This window comes from Polyangium jinanense (assembly GCF_028435265.1).
Taxonomy (GTDB): domain Bacteria; phylum Myxococcota_A; class Polyangia; order Polyangiales; family Polyangiaceae; genus Polyangium; species Polyangium jinanense.
In genome coordinates this window covers 9750-28211 of the sequence record NZ_JAGTJK010000007.1, presented here as the reverse complement: position 1 = coordinate 28211, position 18462 = coordinate 9750, and the positions used below count along the sequence as shown (strand labels likewise).

13 protein-coding genes are annotated in these 18462 nt (G+C 66.7%); 9 read left to right on the top strand and 4 right to left on the bottom strand.

What is annotated here, in order from left to right; all coding sequences use genetic code 11:
- Positions 1-11: 11 nt before the first annotated feature.
- Both KEG38_RS55530 and KEG38_RS16865 read right to left on the bottom strand, forming a co-directional pair.
- Entirely contained in the window at positions 12-266 is a 255-nt protein-coding gene (locus tag KEG38_RS55530) for a zinc-binding dehydrogenase (RefSeq protein WP_272420557.1), read from the bottom strand.
- Positions 263-589, bottom strand: coding sequence for a zinc-binding dehydrogenase (locus KEG38_RS16865; RefSeq protein ID WP_272420555.1), 327 nt, complete (start codon positions 587-589; stop codon positions 263-265). Before KEG38_RS16865 ends, KEG38_RS55530 begins: the two co-directional genes overlap by 4 nt.
- On the opposite strand from KEG38_RS16865, the gene KEG38_RS16860 reads away from it, so the two are divergent.
- The 3 genes from KEG38_RS16860 to KEG38_RS16850 all read left to right on the top strand — a co-directional run bounded on the left by KEG38_RS16860 (position 582) and on the right by KEG38_RS16850 (position 2803).
- Positions 582-1085, top strand: a complete 504-nt coding sequence (locus tag KEG38_RS16860; RefSeq protein ID WP_272420553.1) for a substrate binding domain-containing protein — start codon at positions 582-584, stop codon at positions 1083-1085. The genes KEG38_RS16865 and KEG38_RS16860 overlap by 8 nt on opposite strands.
- 133 nt (positions 1086-1218) lie before the next feature.
- Positions 1219-1377 carry a hypothetical protein gene (locus KEG38_RS16855; RefSeq protein ID WP_272420552.1) on the top strand — a complete coding sequence of 53 codons (159 nt, stop codon included), beginning with the start codon at positions 1219-1221 and terminating at the stop codon, positions 1375-1377.
- A gap of 130 nt (positions 1378-1507) precedes the next feature.
- Complete coding sequence (locus KEG38_RS16850; protein ID WP_272420550.1) at positions 1508-2803, top strand: serine hydrolase; 1296 nt, start codon at positions 1508-1510, stop codon at positions 2801-2803.
- 321 nt (positions 2804-3124) lie between these two features.
- On the opposite strand, the gene KEG38_RS16845 is transcribed toward KEG38_RS16850, so the two are convergent.
- Entirely contained in the window at positions 3125-3706 is a 582-nt protein-coding gene (locus KEG38_RS16845; RefSeq protein ID WP_272420548.1) for a hypothetical protein, read from the bottom strand.
- 452 nt (positions 3707-4158) lie between these two features.
- On the opposite strand from KEG38_RS16845, the gene KEG38_RS16840 reads away from it, so the two are divergent.
- The 5 genes from KEG38_RS16840 (at position 4159) to KEG38_RS16820 (ending at position 16410) form a co-directional block, all read left to right on the top strand.
- A complete protein-coding gene (locus KEG38_RS16840) occupies positions 4159-9672 on the top strand; it encodes an AAA family ATPase (protein WP_272420546.1) in 5514 nt (1837 codons plus the stop codon).
- Entirely contained in the window at positions 9669-10049 is a 381-nt protein-coding gene (locus tag KEG38_RS16835; RefSeq protein ID WP_272420545.1) for a response regulator, read from the top strand. Before KEG38_RS16840 ends, KEG38_RS16835 begins: the two co-directional genes overlap by 4 nt.
- A gap of 270 nt (positions 10050-10319) precedes the next feature.
- Positions 10320-12689, top strand: a complete 2370-nt coding sequence (locus KEG38_RS16830; protein WP_272420544.1) for a nitric-oxide reductase large subunit — start codon at positions 10320-10322, stop codon at positions 12687-12689.
- A 2-nt stretch (positions 12690-12691) separates the two neighbouring features.
- Positions 12692-13531: a CBS domain-containing protein gene (locus KEG38_RS16825; RefSeq protein ID WP_272420542.1), complete on the top strand. Its 840-nt coding sequence runs from the start codon at positions 12692-12694 to the stop codon at positions 13529-13531.
- Between the two features lie 122 nt (positions 13532-13653).
- Positions 13654-16410: a M16 family metallopeptidase gene (locus KEG38_RS16820; protein ID WP_272420540.1), complete on the top strand. Its 2757-nt coding sequence runs from the start codon at positions 13654-13656 to the stop codon at positions 16408-16410.
- A 19-nt stretch (positions 16411-16429) separates the two neighbouring features.
- Here the strand turns inward: KEG38_RS16820 and KEG38_RS16815 are convergent, their stop codons facing one another.
- Positions 16430-16978 (bottom strand): hypothetical protein, encoded by a 549-nt coding sequence (locus KEG38_RS16815; protein WP_272420539.1) that lies wholly within the window; start codon positions 16976-16978, stop codon positions 16430-16432.
- Positions 16979-17319: 341 nt separating this feature from the next.
- On the opposite strand from KEG38_RS16815, the gene KEG38_RS16810 reads away from it, so the two are divergent.
- On the top strand, positions 17320-18462 hold a 1143-nt coding region (locus tag KEG38_RS16810; protein ID WP_272420537.1), incomplete at its 3' end, for a serine/threonine-protein kinase.

The window sequence follows — 18462 nt, the reverse complement described above, 5'->3', positions numbered from 1 at the left end:
TCGCTCACGCTTCATCCGTTGACACGAACGACGATCTTTCCGAAGTGGGTCGCCGCTTTCATCTTGGCGAGGGCAACGGAAGCGCGGTCGAGCGTGAAAACGTCGTCGATGACGGGCCTCAGCTTCTTCGCCTCGAACGCGCGGTTCATCGTTTCGAACGTGTGCACCGAGCCGACGAGCACACCTTCGAGGCGCGAGGCGCGGAAGAGCACGGGCATCGGATCGATCGGGCCGGCAAAACCGGTGAGGACGCCGATGAGGCTCACCGTGCCTCCGCGACGGCTTGAAGCGATTGGGAGAGCGTCCCGGGACCGCCGACCTCGACGATGTGATCGGCACCTTCGCCGCCGGTGAGACGAAGCACGTCTTCGTGCCACGCCGGGTTCTGTCGATAGTCGATGATGTCCGTGACACCGAGTTTCTTCAGGCGCTCGGCTTTTTCGGGGCTCGACGTCGTCGCGATGACGCGTAGGCCCTCGGCGAGCGCGAGTTGCGCGGCGAAGAGCGAAACCCCGCCGGTGCCCTGGACGAGCACGGTCGCGCCGAGCTTCGGCCGCACGCCGCCTTCTCTCGACGTCCTCGTGCGCATCGGGCGGCTCGGCGAATCGAACCTCATCGCGAAGAAGCTCGGCGCGAGCCGGATCGTCCACGTCGCCGCGCCGTCGTACGTGAAGAGGCGCGGCGCCCCCAAGAGCCCGCGTGATCTCGCCCGGCACGACTGCGTCGGATACCTCCGCGACGGGCGGCCCGCCCCCTTCCAGTTCACCTCCGACGAAGGTACGGTCAACGCGGACATCCGAGGCCCGTTCCACGCGAACGACGCGGAAGCGCTCCGCGAGCTTGCGATCGCGGGAAAGGGTATCGTCGCGCTCTTCGATTTCCTCGCGCACGACGCCGTCGCGCGTGGGGACCTCGTGTTCGTCCTCGAAAAGCACCCCGGCACGACATGGCCGATTCACGCCCTCTACCCGAAAAGCCGTCACCTTCTGCCGAAGGTCGCCGTCCTCCTCGAGTTCGTCACCAAGCTCTTCGCGCCTGCCGGGCGGTCGGGGGGGCATACCGTCGCGTCGTCCTTTCGTAAATGAAGCGTCCGATAAAAAGAACTCGCGAAGCTCGATGAGGGCGTTTCTCGGCATTCGTCGAGGACGAGCACCTGGGTCGACGCGATGAGCGAAAGTCTCCTTGCGAGCGGTGACCGGCTCGATTACCGCTCTGCACATGACCGCGTTTGGTCCCGCCTTGTTCGTTCGACGTACCGATGGCAAGGAGCTCGACGAGCACGAGCAACAGGAAGAGCTCGGAACGAAGACCGCGCGCGAGGTCGAAGCCCAAGCGCCGAACACGTATCGGTTCGACAGCTATACCATCGAGGTCTGAGCATGAGCCGCGGCGAGGCGGAGCGAGCGCGGAGATGCTCGCCCTGTCTGCCGACGCGACGCTCACAGCCTGAGACACGCGCGATGTCCCCTTGCAATCCCATCGGCTCTTGGGATGCTTCCCTGTGATCATGGTGCTCCGAAGGTGCGTCTGGCTCGTCTCCGTCGCGCTCGCCGGCTGCGCGAGCGCGGCGCCACCCGTCACCTGCCCCGAGCCGGAGGTGCAGGCTGCGTCGCCGCCCACGCCACGTGTCGCGGCTGCGGATCCCGACGGGGCGCCTGTGAACGCCGAAACGGGTGCGAAGACCCCCGAGGAGGCGCTGTTGAGGCTCCTCCGCGCGGAGAGGACGGACAAGGCCTGGCTCGCGAAGTCGTTCGCCGACGCCGTGCCGGCCTCGAAGCTCGACGCGATCGTCGCGCAAATGCGAGCGTCGCTCGGCGCGCTCACGGGCCTCGAAAAGACCGAAGGCGGCTTCGTCGCCATCTTCGAGAAGGGCCGGGTGCCTACGAAGATCACGATCGACGCGTCCGGGCGGATCACCTCGCTCTGGTTCAGTGCGCCCGAGCTCACCGTCGCGCCTCCGCTCGACGCCACGCTCGCGCAAATACGCCGGCTTCCCGGGAAAACGTCCGTCCTCGTCCTGACGGACGGCAAGACCGCGGCCGAGCACGCAGCGGACGCGCCGCTCGCGGTGGGCTCCGCGTTCAAGCTCGCGGTGCTCGCCGCTTTGCGTGAGCAAATCGACGGAAAGAAGCTCGCTTGGGACCGCGTCGTCACGCTCCGCCCGGAGGACAAGAGCCTCCCCACGGGAATCTTGCAGAGCTTTCCCGACGGCGCGCCTCTCACGGTGCACACGCTCGCCGCGCTGATGATCGCGCAGAGCGACAACACCGCGACCGACGCGCTCATCCACCTGCTCGGCCGCGCCGCGGTCGAAAGACACGCGCCGGGCAACACGCCGCTCCTGACGACGCGCGAGCTATTCGTGCTCAAGACACAGCAAAACGCCGCGCTGCTCGAGCGCTTCCGCGCGGCCGATCCGGCCGGTCGGCGCGCCATGCGGGACGAGCTCCGGAAGACCCCCCTGCCGTCGCTCGAGGCCTACGCGCACGATGGGCCGCGCGCCCTCGACGTCGAATGGGTGTTCACGGCGCGCGACCTGTGCACGCTGCTCGAAAAGACGAAGGACCTGCCCGTCGCGCGGCTCAATCCCGGTCTCGCTTCGCCGAAGGAATGGGACGTGATCGCCTACAAGGGCGGCTCGGAGCCGGGCATCCTGAACCTCTCGACGTGGGCAGAACGAGGCGGACGCCGCCATTGCATCGTCGCGACGTGGAACCACACCGAGCCGCTCGACGAGGCACGCTTTTACGAGCTCTACCGAGCGCTGCTCGCAGGCGCGCGGGCCGAGCGCCAGGGGCGATGAAGAAGCTCGAGGAGCCGCCGACCGGCGCGTTGCATGACCTCGCCGGGTCGGCGAAGTGGATGGACCAGCGTGGAAAAGAAGGTGGGCTGTCCTCGCTCGCCGACGTGATTGCGGTGAGGAGGTGCTCCCGCGGGAGGGGCGGCATCCCGCTTGGATGCTGGTGCTCGAGCGCTTCGAAGAACCGGGATGGAGCAACGGGCGAACCAGGCCACACGACGAGATCGAAGGACACGAAGTCCTTCTCGTTTCAGGACCGTCCAGAAACCAGACGGTTGTCTCTCCGACGTGGGCGGCCGGCGTCTCCGGGGCCGAGCGCCGATTTCAGAGCTGGCCGATCAGGGTGAGGCCGACGCGATCCGCGGCGACCATGGGCACGACGGCCATCACGCGGGGGAGGAGGGGGGACGAGGCCCTTTTGGCAGGCACCTCGACCTCCTCCGTGGAGAGCACGGCCATATCGATCGTAGGAGCGGCCAGAATGCCAATGAAGCCGCCGGAGATCCACGAGACGCCCGGACTATAATCGGCCCACTTAAGCCCCAGCGCAAAGCCAATCCCGGCCGTGGCCGCGGGGAGGCAGAGGTTCAGCGCGAGGCTGCCGAAGCCCTTGCCGATGTGACCGTGTGACCAGTGCACGATCGGCGGCACGAAGGCCCGCAAGCCCAAGGTGATGGGCCCGAAGAGCGCGAGCTTGACCCACGACAAGGGGAAGGCAACGGTGTCGGCCGCGCCGATGCCGATCAGGGTTTGCCACCCATACCAGCGCCGGATCCGTGTCGGGGTCGGCGCGGCGCGCACGGCGGGCGACGCCGCTGGAGCCGGAGGTGGCTCCGCGGCTTGCACAGAGGAGATGCCCGCCCCGAAGGCGAGCGCGAAGAAAGCAAGCATGGTCAGGCGAGTCATCCACTCGCTTATACCATTACCGGCAGCCTGCGACGTCCGGGTTTCGACCCTACTTCACGAACTCGTCCGGCAGAGGTGGCGCAATCGCTCGATTTTCCCCACCCGCGGGATCACGTTGACAGGGCGGAGGGACGCTCGTAGGCATGTTATATGGGGGAACTTCGGAGATCCGAAGTCGCGGCCGATCTGCCCCGACTGTCGCACCTACGGCCGAGAGCGCTCGCGCCGCAGATTGCCGGTTCGGTCCTGCCCCAGGCCCTCGCCGCGACGGTCTCGAGCGCCGTGCGGCTCGGGTTGTTCGCAAGCCTCGCCGTTCCCCTCCCCTGTCGACGTGCAGCTTCTGCTCGGATGGTTGCCTCCGAACATCGTGGCGAAGCTCTCCAGAGCCTGCCCGATCCGCCGCGCGCGTGCGGTGGCGCCTGCTCGATGTCAGGCATGCGGAGGGCATACCCATGACACGCCTTCCGACGGAACCAGGGGCGGTTCATCTCAAAGGGTATCGCGTCACCGCGAAGACCGGCGAGAGCGCAGGCTCCGCCACGTATCGAGCCTACCGCGAGGCCGACGGGGTCGAGGTGGCGATGAAGATGCTGCACACCGATTACACACGGCTCGCCGACATCACGCGCTTCAAGCACACCTACGGCATCATCAAGCGCATCGATTCGGAGAGGGTCGTCAAGGTACACGATGTCGAGGAGCACGGTGACGGGCTGATGCTCATCACCGAGTATTTCCCGGGCACGGCGCTGTCCGCAAAGACGCCCGGCAAGCTCGACATCCGCGCGTTCCTCGACGCCGCCGTCTCGATGGCCGAAGCCCTGGCCGACATCCACCGGCGCGGTCTCACCCACGGCGACGTGAGGCCTCCGAACATCCTGCTCGGCGAGGGAGGACAGGTGAAGCTTACGGGATTCGGTGTCGATTCCATCGTGACGCGTGAGAAAGAGGAGATCTACAGCCCCCGCGTCCTCTCGGAGGTGCTCCCCTACACCTCGCCCGAGCAGACCGGTCGCATGAACCGCAGCGTTGATTACCGCACCGACATGTACTCGCTCGGGGTCGTATTCTACGAGATGCTCGCCGGGCGAAAGCCGTTCGAGGCGATGGACCCGCTCGAGTTGATGCACGCTCACATCGCCGTGAAGCCGATTCCCCCCTCGGAAATCAACCCGGAGGTGCCCGACGCGCTCTCGGCCATCACGATGAAGCTCCTCAGCAAGAACGCTGAAGACCGCTACCACAGCGCCGAGGGTCTGAAGGCCGATCTGGAAGAGTGCCGGTGGCAATGGGAGCAGAGCGGCAGGATCGGGTCGTTCGGCCCTGGCCAGCGCGACAGGAGAGATATCTTCCAGATCCACCAGAAGCTCTATGGCCGTGAAGGGGACATCCGGAAGCTCATCGAGTCGTTTGACGCCGTGCTCCAAGGGAAGCGCGCGATCGTCCTCGTTTCGGGCTATTCGGGCATCGGCAAATCGTCGCTCGTCCAGGAGATCCTGAAGCCGCTAGCGCGCGAGAAGGGCTACTACATCAGCGGGAAATACGACCAGCACAACCGCGACACGCCCTACAGCGCCATCGTGCAGGCATTCGACTCGCTCATCAAGCAGCTCCTCTCCGAGAGCGAGGATAGAATCACGAAATGGCGGGACGCCATCCGGAACGCCCTCGGGAGCAACGGGCAGGTCATCTGCGACGTGCTCCCGTTCTTGAAGCACATCATCGGCGAGCAACCGCCCGTCCCCGCGCTTGGTCCGCTCGAGGCACAAAATCGATTCAATCGTTATTTCCAAAATTTCGTGTCGGTCTTTGCCAGACACGCCCACCCGCTGGCCATGTTCATCGACGACCTGCAATGGGTGGATTCGGCCAGCCTCAGCCTGATCACGACCATTCTCGCGAACGACGAGATGGAATCGCTCTTCTTTTGTGGTGCTTATCGCGACAACGAAGTGAGCCCGACGCATCCCTTCATCGTCGCGCTGGACGAGCTTCAAAAGAGCGGCCTCGAGGTGGTGAACATCGTTCTCGAACCCCTCCGGCTGGTCCACCTGATCGAGCTCATCAAGGACAGCCTGCAGACCACCGATGGAGCCGCGCTCGCGAACGCGGTTCTGAAGAAGACCGGAGGCAACCCGTTCTTCGTGAAGCAGTTCATGAGGCACCTTTACGAGACGAAGGTGCTCGTCTTCGATCCCCATGCGGGCTGGGGCTGGGACCTGCCACAAATCGCGAGGCTGGAGTACACCGACAACGTCCTCAGCCTCATGGCGGAGACCATTCGGCGCCTGTCGCAGGCGACGCAGGAGGTGCTGCGGCTGGCCTCGGCGATCGGCAACATGTTCGAGCTCGACGTCCTGAACACCGTCAGCGAGCGCCCTCCCGAAGAGACGTACGGGAGCCTCGACAGAGCCCTCGGAGAAGGATTGATCGTGAGCGCAGACGAACGATACCGCTTCGCGCACGACAAGATCCAGGAGGCAGCGTACTCGCTGATTCCGGTGGGAGACCGACCGGCGTTCCACTACCGGATCGCGAAGCTCCTGCTCGGCAAGCTGGATTCCGACGCGGGTCGCAATCTGTTCGACATCGTCAATCACATGAACAGTGCAGGCGACCTGATCCAAGCCCCGCAAGAGCGCATGCAATCGGCCAAGCTCAACCTCGAGGCTGCCGGGCGAGCCGAGGAGTCGGCGGCCTTCACCGCGGCTTTGAAGTACCTGGAGCACGGCATGGCCATGCTGCCCGAGGATGCGTGGACCTCCGATTACGAGCTGACATTCCTCTATCACACGAAAAAAGGAATGATGGAGTCGCTCTGCGAGCGGCACGACGACGCTCTCGCGACCCTCGCGGGCTGCTTCGATCATGCGAAGGGACGCCGTCACAGGACAGAGGTGCGGCGCCTGAAAATGAACGTGCAGATCCTCAAGAATGATCTGCCCGCTGCCCTGGAAGAGGGGCTCGCGGCCCTGCAGGCCTTCGACATCCATTTGCCGCCCTACCCCGATGACAGCATGCTCGCCGCCGAGTTCGATCGGACGATCGCCATGATCGGCGACCGCCCCATTGCATCTCTCGTCGACCTGCCCGCGCTGAACGATCCCGAGATCGCCGTCCTGCAAGATGTCCTGCAGGAGATGTTCTCGCCCACCTATCAGCTCGGCACGAACAATTTCGGGATCACGGTGATGCGGATCCTGCAGAATACGCTCGAGCATGGCGTCTCGAAGAATTCGATCTACGCGTACGTGAATTTCGGGACGTTCCTGTGCGCCAGGCTCGATATCGACAAGGGGTACGAGTTCGGACGGGCGGCGGTCCGCCTCAACGAGATCCATCCGGACAAGAAGTCCGAGTCCATGTTGTGCAACATGTGGGGCGCGTGGGTCCAGCACTGGAAGGACACCTACGAGAACTCGAAGGCTTCTCTGCGCAAGGGCATCCACTCCGGCATCGAGACGGGGCAATACATCTGGGCGTTCTACAACACGTGCAACGCGATCCAGAACAGCCTGCTCCGCGGGGCGCACCTGCGCGATATCGTCGAGGAGGCGAAGCTGTACCTGCCGCTCTGCAAGCTCGACAAATTCAATACGATCACGTGGTTGGTCGGGGCCGCCGCGCAGGTCGCCGAGGAGCTCGGCACGCCGGCCGAGGGCGAGCGGACGCACGCGGGGGGCTGGGTGGACATCGACGCCGTCACCGAGGAGGCCCGCAGGATCAACAACCAGGCGTCCCTCTACTTCGTGAAGGTCTTCGACGTCCTCGCCGGCATCTTCCAGGGCGCGTACGAGGAGGTGGCGGAGATCTGGAACTCGACCGACCCGAAGAGCCTGGGAATGCTGACGGCATGGCACGTGTTCCCGTGCTATTATTTTTATGGCGGGCTTTCTTTCTCGCGTGCCGCCGAGACGGCCGCCCCAGCGCTCAGGGAAGTTTACCTCGCGAGGCTCGGGGAATGCGCGCGCAAGGTGGAGCTCTGGGCGCAATTCGGCCCAGCGAGCTTCCGCCACCGCAACTTGATCCTGCAGGCAGAGCTCGCCCGGGTCGAGGGGCGCGAAGGCACGGGCACCCTGTACGATAGCGGGATCGCCGCCGCGCGGGAGGGGCGTTTCCTGCATGATGCGGCGCTTGCCAGCGAGCTCTGCGCCCGCCATTACCTCGACCGCGGCAGGGAATTCCTGGCGTGCGCTTACATGACCGAGGCGCATCGCCTGTACGCCCGCTGGGGCGCCTTTCGGGTCACGGAGCGCCTGGAGAGAGACTTCCCGCAGCTCCTCCAGCGCGAGGCGACGCGCCGGCAGCCCGCCCGCCCATCCCCTGAGCGCTGGGGTGCGGCTCTGCAGGCCGAGCCGCCAGACCGGCGCAATCCATGCCAGCCGTGCCAGCAGGACCGGGGCGCGCCGGAGCCTCCCGCCTGGTTCGACGCCTCGTGCTCGGAGATCGACTTCGCCACCGTGCTCAAGGCCTCGCAGGCCGTCTCCGGCGAGCTCGTTCTCGACCGGCTCCTCGAGACGTTGCTGTCGATCGCGGTCGAACACGCGGGCGCCGAGCGGGGCCTTTTGATCCACCCCCGTGGCGCCGAATGCGACATCGAGGCCGAAGTCGTCACCGTGCGCGACCGGGTCGAGGTCACGCTGCGCCAGGCGCCCATCACCCCGGCCGATCTCCCCACGTCCATTCTGCATTACGTGATCCGCACGCGGGAGACCGTGATCCTCGACGACGCTGCCGCGCCCAACCTCTTCTCGGACGACGCCTATGTGCGCGAGCGGCGCCCCCGCTCCGTGCTTTGCCTCGCCCTCGTGAAGCAAGGAACCCTGGTGGGCGTGCTCTATCTGGAGAACAACCTGACCCCGCGTGTCTTCACCGCCGATCGGATCACGATGCTGGAGCTTTTGGCCTCCCAGTCGGCCATTTCCCTGGAGAATGCCCGCCTCTATACCCAGCTGCAGCAAGAAAACAGCGAACGCAAGCGGGCGGAGCAGGCGCTGCGGGAAAGAGAAGCGCGGATCCGGCGCCTGGTGGACTCCAACATCATCGGGATCGCGTTCTGGGATCTGAATGGCGGGATCACGTACGCGAACGACGCATTTCTGCGCTTCGTTGGCTATAGCCGGGAGGATCTGGTCTCCGGAAGCCTCGACTGGGCGAAGATGACACCTCCGGAATCTCATGCGGCCACCGAACGGGCGCTCGAGGAAATACGCTTGACGGGCCAGTTCAAGCCTTTCGAGAAAGAGTTTTTCCGAAAAGACGGTAGCCGCGTCCCGGTGCTGCTCGGCGGTGCACGATTCGAGGGGTCGGAGAGCGAGGGAGTCGCGTTTTTCCTCGATTTGACCGAGCGCAAGCAGGCGGAAGAGCGCCAGAAGATCTTGCTGAACGAGCTGAACCATCGGGTGAAGAACACGCTGGTGATCGTGCAGGCGATCGCCGGGCAGACGCTGCGCATGGCAGAGTCGCCCAAAGCCTTCACGGAAGCCTTCGTGGCCCGGCTCCTGGCCCTGTCCCAGACGCACAACCTCTTGAACGAGACCTCCTGGCAGGGCGCCAGCCTCCGCGACATCGTATGCGCCGAGCTGGCGCCGCACGCCAATGGCGACGCCGGCCGCTTCAGCCTGACCGGTGAGGAGGTGCACCTCCGCCCGGAGGCGGCGGTGACGCTCGGCATGGTCTTCCACGAACTGTCGACCAATGCGGCCAAGTACGGAGCATTATCGCTGCCGTCCGGCCACGTGAAGGTCACGTGGAACCTGACCACCTGCGCGGACGAGCGGCGGATCCACCTGGAATGGCAGGAGATGCACGGGCCGCCGGTGCGGGAGCCGCGCCGCAAGGGATTCGGGTCGCGCCTGATCGAACGCGACCTCGGGCGCCAGCTTGCCAGCGCGGTGCACCTCGAATTCCTGCCCGAGGGCGTGCGTTGCGTGATGGACCTGCCCCTGGAGCGCGTGGCCGTATGACGAACCTGGATCCCAAGAACGCGGGTGTGCTGCAGGGACTCCGCATCCTCATCGTCGAGGATGAAGCCATGATCGCCTCGTACCTCGAAGACGCCCTGACCGACCTCGGCTGCGAGGTGATCGGCCCGGCATTGAACCTGAAGGACGCGCTTCGGTTGGCCCGCGAGGAGGCGATCGATGGGGCGGGGCTGGACGTCAACATCGCCGGCGAGAAGGTCTATGCCGTGGCCGACATCCTCGCCGAGCGGGGTCTCCCGTTCGTCTTCATGACCGGATACGGGAAAGCAGGGCTGCGCGAGTCCGATCGCGACCGGCCCGTGCTGCAGAAGCCGTACAATCTCGAGCGTCTGGTGGAAATCATGACGCAATGGCGATAGCCGCGGGACGCGAGCAAAGCGTTCCACGGCCACAGGCAGCGCCTTGGCCCAGCGCGACCCTCGTGAGGCACCGCGTGGCGCAAACCCTGCCGCACACGCGCAAACCGTGCGCCACGCGCCCGGGCGCCGCGCCCCTTCGATGGGATGGGGTCCCGACGCTCCCGCGGACGGACGCATGGTTTGCCGGGATCCGACGCGTGAGCATGGTCCTTGCTCGGCAAGCGGCACGATTCCATCCGGGTCGGGAGGGGGAGAGGGCAGCAAGCGAGCATGGGAACAGGAAGAAGCACGAAGGGCACCCTCCGAGGGTTGTGGATCTCGCTCACGATCGTCATCGTGGCGTCGTTCGCGGTCCTAGGATTCTTCGGTTGGCAGATTCATCAAAAGGCGCCCCCATTGCCACAACGCGTCATCACCGAGGATGGCGTCGTGCTCTTCACGCTGGACGACATCCAGGACGGCAAGAGCGTCTGGCAGTCGATGGGGGGCCAGGAAGTGGGCTCGATCTGGGGGCACGGGGGTTACGTGGCCCCCGATTGGTCCGCGGATTGGCTTCATCGCGAAGGCACGTCCCTGGCCGAGTCCATCGCTCGCGCGGAGTATGGCCAAAGCTTCGAAGCGCTCGACGCCCCGAAGCGGGCCGCCACCGAGGCGCTCGTGCAGGCCGAGATACGAAAGAACACGTACGACCCTGCGACCGGCGACCTACGCGTCTCGTCCCGCCGCGCCGCCGCCATTCGGGCCACGGCCAGCCATTACGATGGCCTGTTCGGCGACGACCCGACGCTCGGCTCCCTGCGCGAGGCCTATGCGATCCCGCCTCGCAGCGTGCCCGATCCCGAGCGCCGGCGCATGATGAACGCCTTCTTCTTCTGGGCCTCCTGGTCCTGCGTGACCGAGCGCGCCGGCGAGCCCGTCTCCTACACGAACAACTGGCCGCCGGACGAGCTCGTAGGCAACCGCGTGACCGCGCCGATCGTGGTCTGGTCGATCGTGAGCTTCGTCCTGCTCCTCGCGGGCATCGGCGGTTTGTCCTGGTACTTTGCCGCGAAGGGGCACGAGGAGGAAGCGCCGCCGTCGCTCCTCCCCCGCAAGGATCCCCTCCTCCAGCTCGAACCGACGCCTTCCATGCGGGCCACGGTCAAGTTCTTCTGGGTCGCCGCCGCGCTGTGCATGGCGCAGGTCGGGCTCGGCGCGGTGAGCGCGCATTACGGCGTGGAGGGCTCCGGCTTTTATGGCATCCCGCTCGCCGAGATCCTGCCTTATTCCGTCACGCGGACGTGGCACGTCCAGCTCGCCATCTTCTGGATCGCCACGACCTGGCTCGCGACCGGGCTCTTCGTGGCGCCGGCCGTGGGCGGTGTGGAGCCACGTTTTCAGCGCGCAGGCGTGAATTTTCTCTTCACCTGCCTCCTCGTCATCGTCGTCGGCTCGCTCTTCGGGACGTGGTATTCGACCCGGCAGCGCATGGGGCTCGACGCGAGCTTCTGGTTCGGGCACCAGGGCCTCGAATACACGGATATCGGCCGATTCTGGCAGATCTTCCTCTTCGTGGGGCTCGTCCTTTGGCTCGTGCTCATGGTCCGCGCCCTGCGTCCGGCGCTCGCGCGGCGTGACGAACAGCGGACCCTGGTCGGGTTGTTCCTGCTCTCGTCCCTCGGCATTGCGATGTTTTATGCCGCTGGGCTCATGTGGGGGCGCCACTCCCACCTCTCGATGGTCGAATACTGGCGCTGGTGGGTGGTGCACCTCTGGGTCGAGGGCTTCTTCGAGGTCTTCGCGACCGTCATCATCGCCTTCCTCCTCGTCCGCCTCGGCCTGCTCCGGCCGGGCTCCGCGAGCCGCGCGGTGCTGTTCTCGACCATCGTCTTCCTCAGCGGCGGCGTGATCGGGACCTTCCACCACCTCTATTTCACGGGCACGCCCATGCCCGTCCTCGCGCTCGGCGCCGTGTTCAGCGCGCTCGAGGTCGTGCCGCTCTCGCTCATTGGATTCGAGGCGTACGGCAATCTCCGCCTGATCGGGCTCCGTCCCTGGGTCACGAGCTACAAATGGCCCATCTACTTCTTCGTGGCCGTGGCGTTCTGGAACCTCGTCGGCGCGGGCCTCTTCGGCTTCCTGATCAACCCGCCGATCGCGCTGTATTACATGCAGGGCCTGAACACGACGCCCGTGCACGGGCATACCGCGATGTTCGGGGTGTACGGCATGCTCGGGTTCGGGCTCATGCTCTTCTGCCTGCGCGGCGTTTCGGCGCGGTTCGTGTGGAGGACAGGCGCGCTCTCCTTCGCTTTCTGGGCCATCAACATCGGGCTCGCCGCAATGGCCTTCGTGAGCCTCTTGCCCGTAGGCATCATGCAATCGATCGCCAGCGTGGAGAAGGGCATGTGGTACGCGCGCTCGGCCGAGTTTCTCCAGACGCCCCTCATGGACGGCTTCCGCTGGTCGCGCGTCCTCGGGGATACGATCTTCGCCGCGGGGATCGTCGCCCTCGGATACTTCTTGCTCGGTCTCCGGACCGGTTGGTCGCTGTCGCCACAAGAGACCACGGCCACCCCGAGCTTGCCGCCCCCTCCGGAAAACCCCGAAGAGCTGTCCGGCACGCCCGCTACCCTGCCGCCGCTCGCGGGAGGGAATTGACGATGCAGCCACGAGCAAGGCGATTCGAGGGCAAACCCGTGCAAGAGCTGATGACGCGCACGCTGCTGACGGTCCAGGATACCGAAAGCGTGGCCGTGGCGGCACAGCTCATGTACCAGGGGAGCGTTCGGCACCTGCCCGTCATGCGCGGCGCAACGCTCGTCGGCATCCTGAGCGATCGTGACATCCTCGGATTGAAGGACGGGCCCCTGCTCGACATGGTCGTGCGCGACGTGATGACCTCCCCGGTCGAGACGACGCGCCCGGAGGCGAGCGTGGAAGAGGCGAGCGCCCGCATGGTGGCTCGCCGCATCGATTGCCTGCCCGTCCTCGACGAGCGCGAACATCTCGTCGGCATCCTGACGAGCATGGATATCCTCGCCGAACGCGGGCGCCTGGCGCACAAGGGCACGGCAGGCCCGAGCGGCATTCCGCTCGCGCGCGACATCATGCATCGCCGCGTGATGACGATAAGCACGGACCTGGCGCTCCGGGAGGCCATCCAGATCCTCGTACGATCGGAGCTACGATATCTGCCCGTCGTCAATGCGGTCGGGCGTGCCGTCGGGATGTTCAGCAGTCGAGAGCTACGCGCCTCGGTGGGCGACGCGGCGACGATGCTGAACCAAGACGGCGCGGCCGATCTGGAAGGAAAAACCGTCGGCTCCGTCATGCGGACCGGCGTCGTGACCGTCCCTCAAGACGCCTCGGTGCTCGAGATCGCCGACAAGATCCTCGACGAGCGACAGACGGCGATCTGCGTCCTGGATACGTCCGAACGAATCGTCGGAATCGTCACCTACGTCGACGTCCTCGCGGTGCTCGTCGGCCGGAAGGCCTAGCATCGACCGGTCATTGCCGGGACCGGATGTTCTCGTCGGGGCGGTCGGGGGGTCGAGAGAACGAAGGGGGGCGTATCGCCCTGCTTCAAGGAGGGGCAGCTTTCGTATAGTCTGTCCCTCCGATGCACAACCTCCTCCGCACCGGGTTCGTCGCGGCCGCGCTGGCACTTCTTCCGGCCTGCGTGGAGCAGCGGCCCTCCGTCGTCCCGGAACACGCGAACCTCCACATCCCGCCCGTTCCGATGGAGGGCGTGGAGATCATGCTGCCCTCGGGCCTACGGGTCCTCGTCGAGCGGGACACGCGCGCGCCGTTCGTTGGAGTATTCACCTTCATCGGCGCAGGCGCGAGCAGCGATCCGAAGGGAAAGGAGGGCCTCGCCCATTTCGTCGAGCACCTCGCCTACCGCGCCAGACCCTACGGCAAAGCGACGTTCGAAGGGCTGCTCGAGCAGGCCGGCGCGGCGCGCTGGAACGGGATGACCAGTTTGGATGCCACCGCCTATTACGAGATGGGGCCCGCAGATGCGTTGCCCGATCTCCTCCGGCTCGCCGGGGCGAGGATGATCGCGCCGACAGAGGGGCTCTTGCCCGACGATATCCAGGTCGAGCTCGAGATCGTGCGCGCGGAGCTGCGTGACCGCAGCGAGCTAGGCCCCGCCGGCCGCGTCTTCGGCGCCATGCAGGTCGCCCTCTTCCCCGCGGATCACCCCTACGCACGCCCCCCGATCGGCACCCTGGAGAGCCTCGCCTCCCTGACCCTCGACGACGCCAAAGGCTTCGTGCGCCAGCATTACCGCCCCCATGACACCACGATGGTCATCGTCGGCGACGTTGCTTTGAAGGAGGTCGAGCAGGCCGTGCACACGATCTTGCCCCGCGAGCTCACGGCCGCGCCGGCTTCGGGGGCGCCTTCGCGCGCGCAGGCCGCGAAGCCCGCCGTGCCGCCCGCGCCGCCGCCGCGCTCCGCCGCGCTCCCGCAGATCGAGGCCCCGGTCTCCATGCCCGAGCTCTGGATCGGCTGGTCGCTGCCGAGTGCCCTCTTCGCCGGGCGGCAGCAGCTCCGGCTGCTCAAACGCGCGCTCGACGAGTACCTGGACCGCACCTTCAGGGAAGTGCACGAATTCGGGAGCATCGGCACGCTCCTCATCGAGGGCCGCGACGCGTCGATGTTGCTGGTCTCGGTCCCGCTCCGCAACGCGTCGGACCCGGCCGCGAGCCTCGGGCGCATCCTCGGCGAGGTGGATCAGATGGTGGCCCCCCTACCCCAGACGGTGCAGGCCGCGTACTGGGAGCGCGCCTTCGTCAATCAGCAGAGAAAGGCGATCCTCGGCGCGCTGCTCGAAATGGAGCACCCTGCCGGGCACGCCCTCGAGATGGCGCGGAGCACGCATTTCGCGGGCACTTCCTCGTGGTATCTGCGCTCCATCAATGACCTCGCGGGCGCCGAGCAGGGGCAGATCGCCGGGCTCGGCGCGGAATACCTGGGGCGCAAGCGTGCGCGCGCCGTCTACGTGGTGCCCGCCAAAGGCGGCGCGCCGGGGCCCGCGCCCGCCTCGCGTAGCGACGCAGTGGGGCGCGACGACGAGCGGACGCCCGTGCAAGTGGACGCGGAGCGAATCCGCCGGATCGCGCGTGCGCCGGGGTTCGCAGGCTACCGGCAGTATGTCTTGCCAAACGGTTTGGAAGTGATCATTGGGGTTCGTTCTTCCAAACCCGTGGTCACCGCGGGGCTGCTCCTGCGCGGCAGTCCGCGGACGTCCGCCTCGCCTGCGGAGGCGCATGTCGCCATGCAAACAGGCCAAGCCGCCTCGGAGCCGTGGACCGCGTTTGGCGGGTCGCTGCGCCGCCGCATCGGCTCGGAGAGAGTCGAATACGTGCTCGACGCGGCCACGGGCAACACGGCCAGCATGCTGCAGGCCCTCGCGTGGTCCGTGCGATCCATGCAGATCCCGCCCTCGAGTTTCCTTTTGAAGGCACGCGCGGCAGCCACGGACCTCGAGCATAACCGCGCCAATCCTGCCAAGCGCGGCGAGATCGACTTCTGGAAGGGCCTGTACGGGCCTCATCCGTTCGCGCATAGCGTCCTCCCGGCCGATCTTCTGCGCGTGGAGCGCGAAGGGGCCGAGGCGTGGCTGACGCAGCACCACGCGCCGCGCAACGCGGTGCTGGCCGTGGTGGGCGACGTCGTTCCCTCGGAGGTGGAGAAGGCCATCGAGGAGGTCTTCGGGGACTGGGCGGACGATGCCCCGGCGCAAAAGCTGCCCGCATTGCCAAAGATCGGCGAAACACGCGCAAAGCAGCCACAGATCTTCGTGACGAACCGGCCCGGCGCCACCCGTGCCACGCTCCATTTCGGTTGCCTCTTGCCGCCGTTGCAAGGCCACTCGCCGGCGCGTTACGAGCTCATGGCCCAGCTCGCCGAGGCGCGGCTGCACGCGGTCTTGCGGCGCCGCCTGGGCATGACATACGTGGCGAATGGCTTCGCGGCCACGCTCTGGGGCGGCGCCGCGCACTTGTCGATTCGCGCGGACGCGGATCAAGGGCGGCTCGGCGAGGCGCTCGTGGTGCTACGCGACGTCCTGCGCGAGCTCGAAGAGGGCAAGCTCGCCCCGGGAGAGCTCGACGCGGCGCGCCTCAAGCTGGCCCGGCAGCGCGTGCTTTCGCATGTGACGAACGACGCGATTGTGGAGGCCGTGCTCGACGCGCGGCACACGGGGGTCTCGCTCGGCGTGGTCGACCAATATGGAAGCGCGCTCGCGTCGGTCACGCCTGACGACGTCAAGGAAGGCTTCCGGCGCTGCGCCGCGGGGAGCCCGACCCTCTCGCTCGTGGGCGACGAAGCCCCGACGCGCGCCGCCGCAGCGGGGGCTTTTCCGTAAGCGTGCGCTTTCGCGCCCGTCACGCAGGGTCCGTGAGGCCGAAGTAATGCGCCAGGAAGTCGCCGAAGCTTTCGTATTTGAACCAGAACTCGAAACGCTTGTGGCAGCCGAGGATCGGATATTCGCCGTCGCGATGGGCGCGGTGGAAAAGCAGGATGTGGTCCTGGTCCCCCCCGGGAAGCTCGATGGCGAGCGCGTCCGCCATCGCCGGGTCGGGCAGGAGCTCGATCCAGGACTCGACCACCTGCTCGTTGGTCATGGGATAAGGGTCTTCGTAGCCCTCGGGCATCGCGCGCGCGCTCGCGATCGCCCAGTCCATGAGAATGTCGCGCAAGGGCTTCGCGGCGAGCCGCGGCGGCGAGCCTGGCAAAAGGCCGAACCAGGTCGCGTCGTAGGCGAGCCAGGTCGAGAGGCTCGGCGGCAGCGGACGGCCGTCGGGCAGCGTGAGCGACGAGAGAGCCGAGGCGTCGAGCGGCTTCGGATCCCGGAACTCGCCAAACCAAAGCTTGGCGCGCCCACCATTGCGGCGGAGATGCTCGACGACTTCGTCCGTTTTGTCACGACTCATATCCCGTGCTCCTCTGGGCGGCCTTCCTACCCTGGCGCACCGGCCAACGCCATCTGGATTCGTCCAGCATCACGGCTGGCAGGCGTACACTCGACATCTCCGCTCGCAGGCTGCCATCGGCAAGGCAGTTGATCACGCTCCGGAGCAGTGATAGCCGAGACGAGATCCGTCAAGGAACCGACGACGGCTGCGACACACGTCATGCGCACGCTGCCACCTAGCTAGACCGACCGATGCGCCCCGTGGTCCCTGACGAGGTAGAACGCGGCCCCCGTCCCCTGACGGCAGCGAGCGTCACCGCGGACTTCGCTCGTGTCGAGAGGACCTTGCCCCCGCGGCAGATGGCCGCGTCATCCGCCACGCTCACCGAGCGAGACGCGCCCACCGAGGCCTCCTCTCTGCCCGACGGCTTCCTCAAGCACTACGAGATCATCCGCAAGCTCGGCGAAGGCGGCATGGGGGTCGTGCTGCTCGCGCGGGACACCAAGCTCGGACGCCTCGTCGCCATCAAGCTCCTCCAGGACCGCGGACAGGCGACTTCGCGCTTGCTCGCCGAGGCCCGAGCCACGGCGCTCTGCAAGCACGAAAACATCGTGGTCATCTACGATGTCGACGAGACCGACGGGCATCCGTACATGGTCCTCGAATACCTCGAGGGCCGCACGCTGCGGGACGTCCTGTCCTCGGGCGCCCGAGGATCGAGCCGTGTGCTCCCCAAGGGGCTCGCCCTCGACATCGTGATGTCGGTCCTCCGCGCGCTCGTCGCCGCGCACGAGCGCGACGTCGTCCACCGCGATCTCAAGCCCGAGAACATCATGATCCTCGACGCCGGGGGGGTCAAAGTGCTGGATTTCGGGCTGGCGAGGCGCGGGGACGGCCTGGAACCGAGCGACGGCGGCACGCTCGCGTACATGGCGCCCGAGCAATGGCGCGGCGAGAAGGTCGACGCGCGCGCCGATCTCTGGGCGGTCGGCGTCCTCTTGTACGAGCTGCTCTCTGGCGCGCATCCGCTCGCGCCGCTCACGCGGGAGCGGCTCGAAAGCGTCGCCGACGTGAATGCGCCCATGCCCAGGCTCCGCGACGTCCTGCCCGAGCTTTCGGCGCTCTCGGACGTCGTCGACCGCTGCTTGCGCAAGCAAAAGGAGGAGCGATTCGCGTCGGCCGACGAGCTGCTCGCCGCGCTCATGCCCTTGCGTGAAGGGGGAAAACCCCTCGCGCTCGCCGAGGGGGAGCTGCCGTTCGCGGGGCTCTCGGCGTTCCAGGAGGCGGACGCGGGCCGTTTTTTCGGCCGCGAGCGGGCCATCGCGGCCGTCGTGGGGCGGCTCCGTCGTCAGCGGCTCGTCACGGTGGTGGGCCCCTCCGGCGCTGGGAAATCGTCGTTTCTGCGCGCCGGCGTGATTCCGGCCTTGAAGCATTCCGGCGAGGATTGGGACGTCCTCGTCCTGCGCCCGGGCCGCGCCCCCGTGTCGGCGCTCGGCGAGGCC

Coding starts and splice junctions, on each gene's coding strand:
- KEG38_RS16825 (WP_272420542.1), top strand. CDS start 12,692: ATGCAGCCACGAGCAAGGCGATTCGAGGGCAAACCCGTGCAAGAGCTG.
- KEG38_RS16840 (WP_272420546.1), top strand. CDS start 4,159: ATGACACGCCTTCCGACGGAACCAGGGGCGGTTCATCTCAAAGGGTAT.
- KEG38_RS16855 (WP_272420552.1), top strand. CDS start 1,219: ATGACCGCGTTTGGTCCCGCCTTGTTCGTTCGACGTACCGATGGCAAG.
- KEG38_RS16815 (WP_272420539.1), bottom strand. CDS start 16,978: ATGAGTCGTGACAAAACGGACGAAGTCGTCGAGCATCTCCGCCGCAAT.
- KEG38_RS16835 (WP_272420545.1), top strand. CDS start 9,669: ATGACGAACCTGGATCCCAAGAACGCGGGTGTGCTGCAGGGACTCCGC.
- KEG38_RS16850 (WP_272420550.1), top strand. CDS start 1,508: ATGGTGCTCCGAAGGTGCGTCTGGCTCGTCTCCGTCGCGCTCGCCGGC.
- KEG38_RS16820 (WP_272420540.1), top strand. CDS start 13,654: ATGCACAACCTCCTCCGCACCGGGTTCGTCGCGGCCGCGCTGGCACTT.
- KEG38_RS16845 (WP_272420548.1), bottom strand. CDS start 3,706: ATGACTCGCCTGACCATGCTTGCTTTCTTCGCGCTCGCCTTCGGGGCG.
- KEG38_RS16830 (WP_272420544.1), top strand. CDS start 10,320: ATGGGAACAGGAAGAAGCACGAAGGGCACCCTCCGAGGGTTGTGGATC.
- KEG38_RS16865 (WP_272420555.1), bottom strand. CDS start 589: ATGCGCACGAGGACGTCGAGAGAAGGCGGCGTGCGGCCGAAGCTCGGC.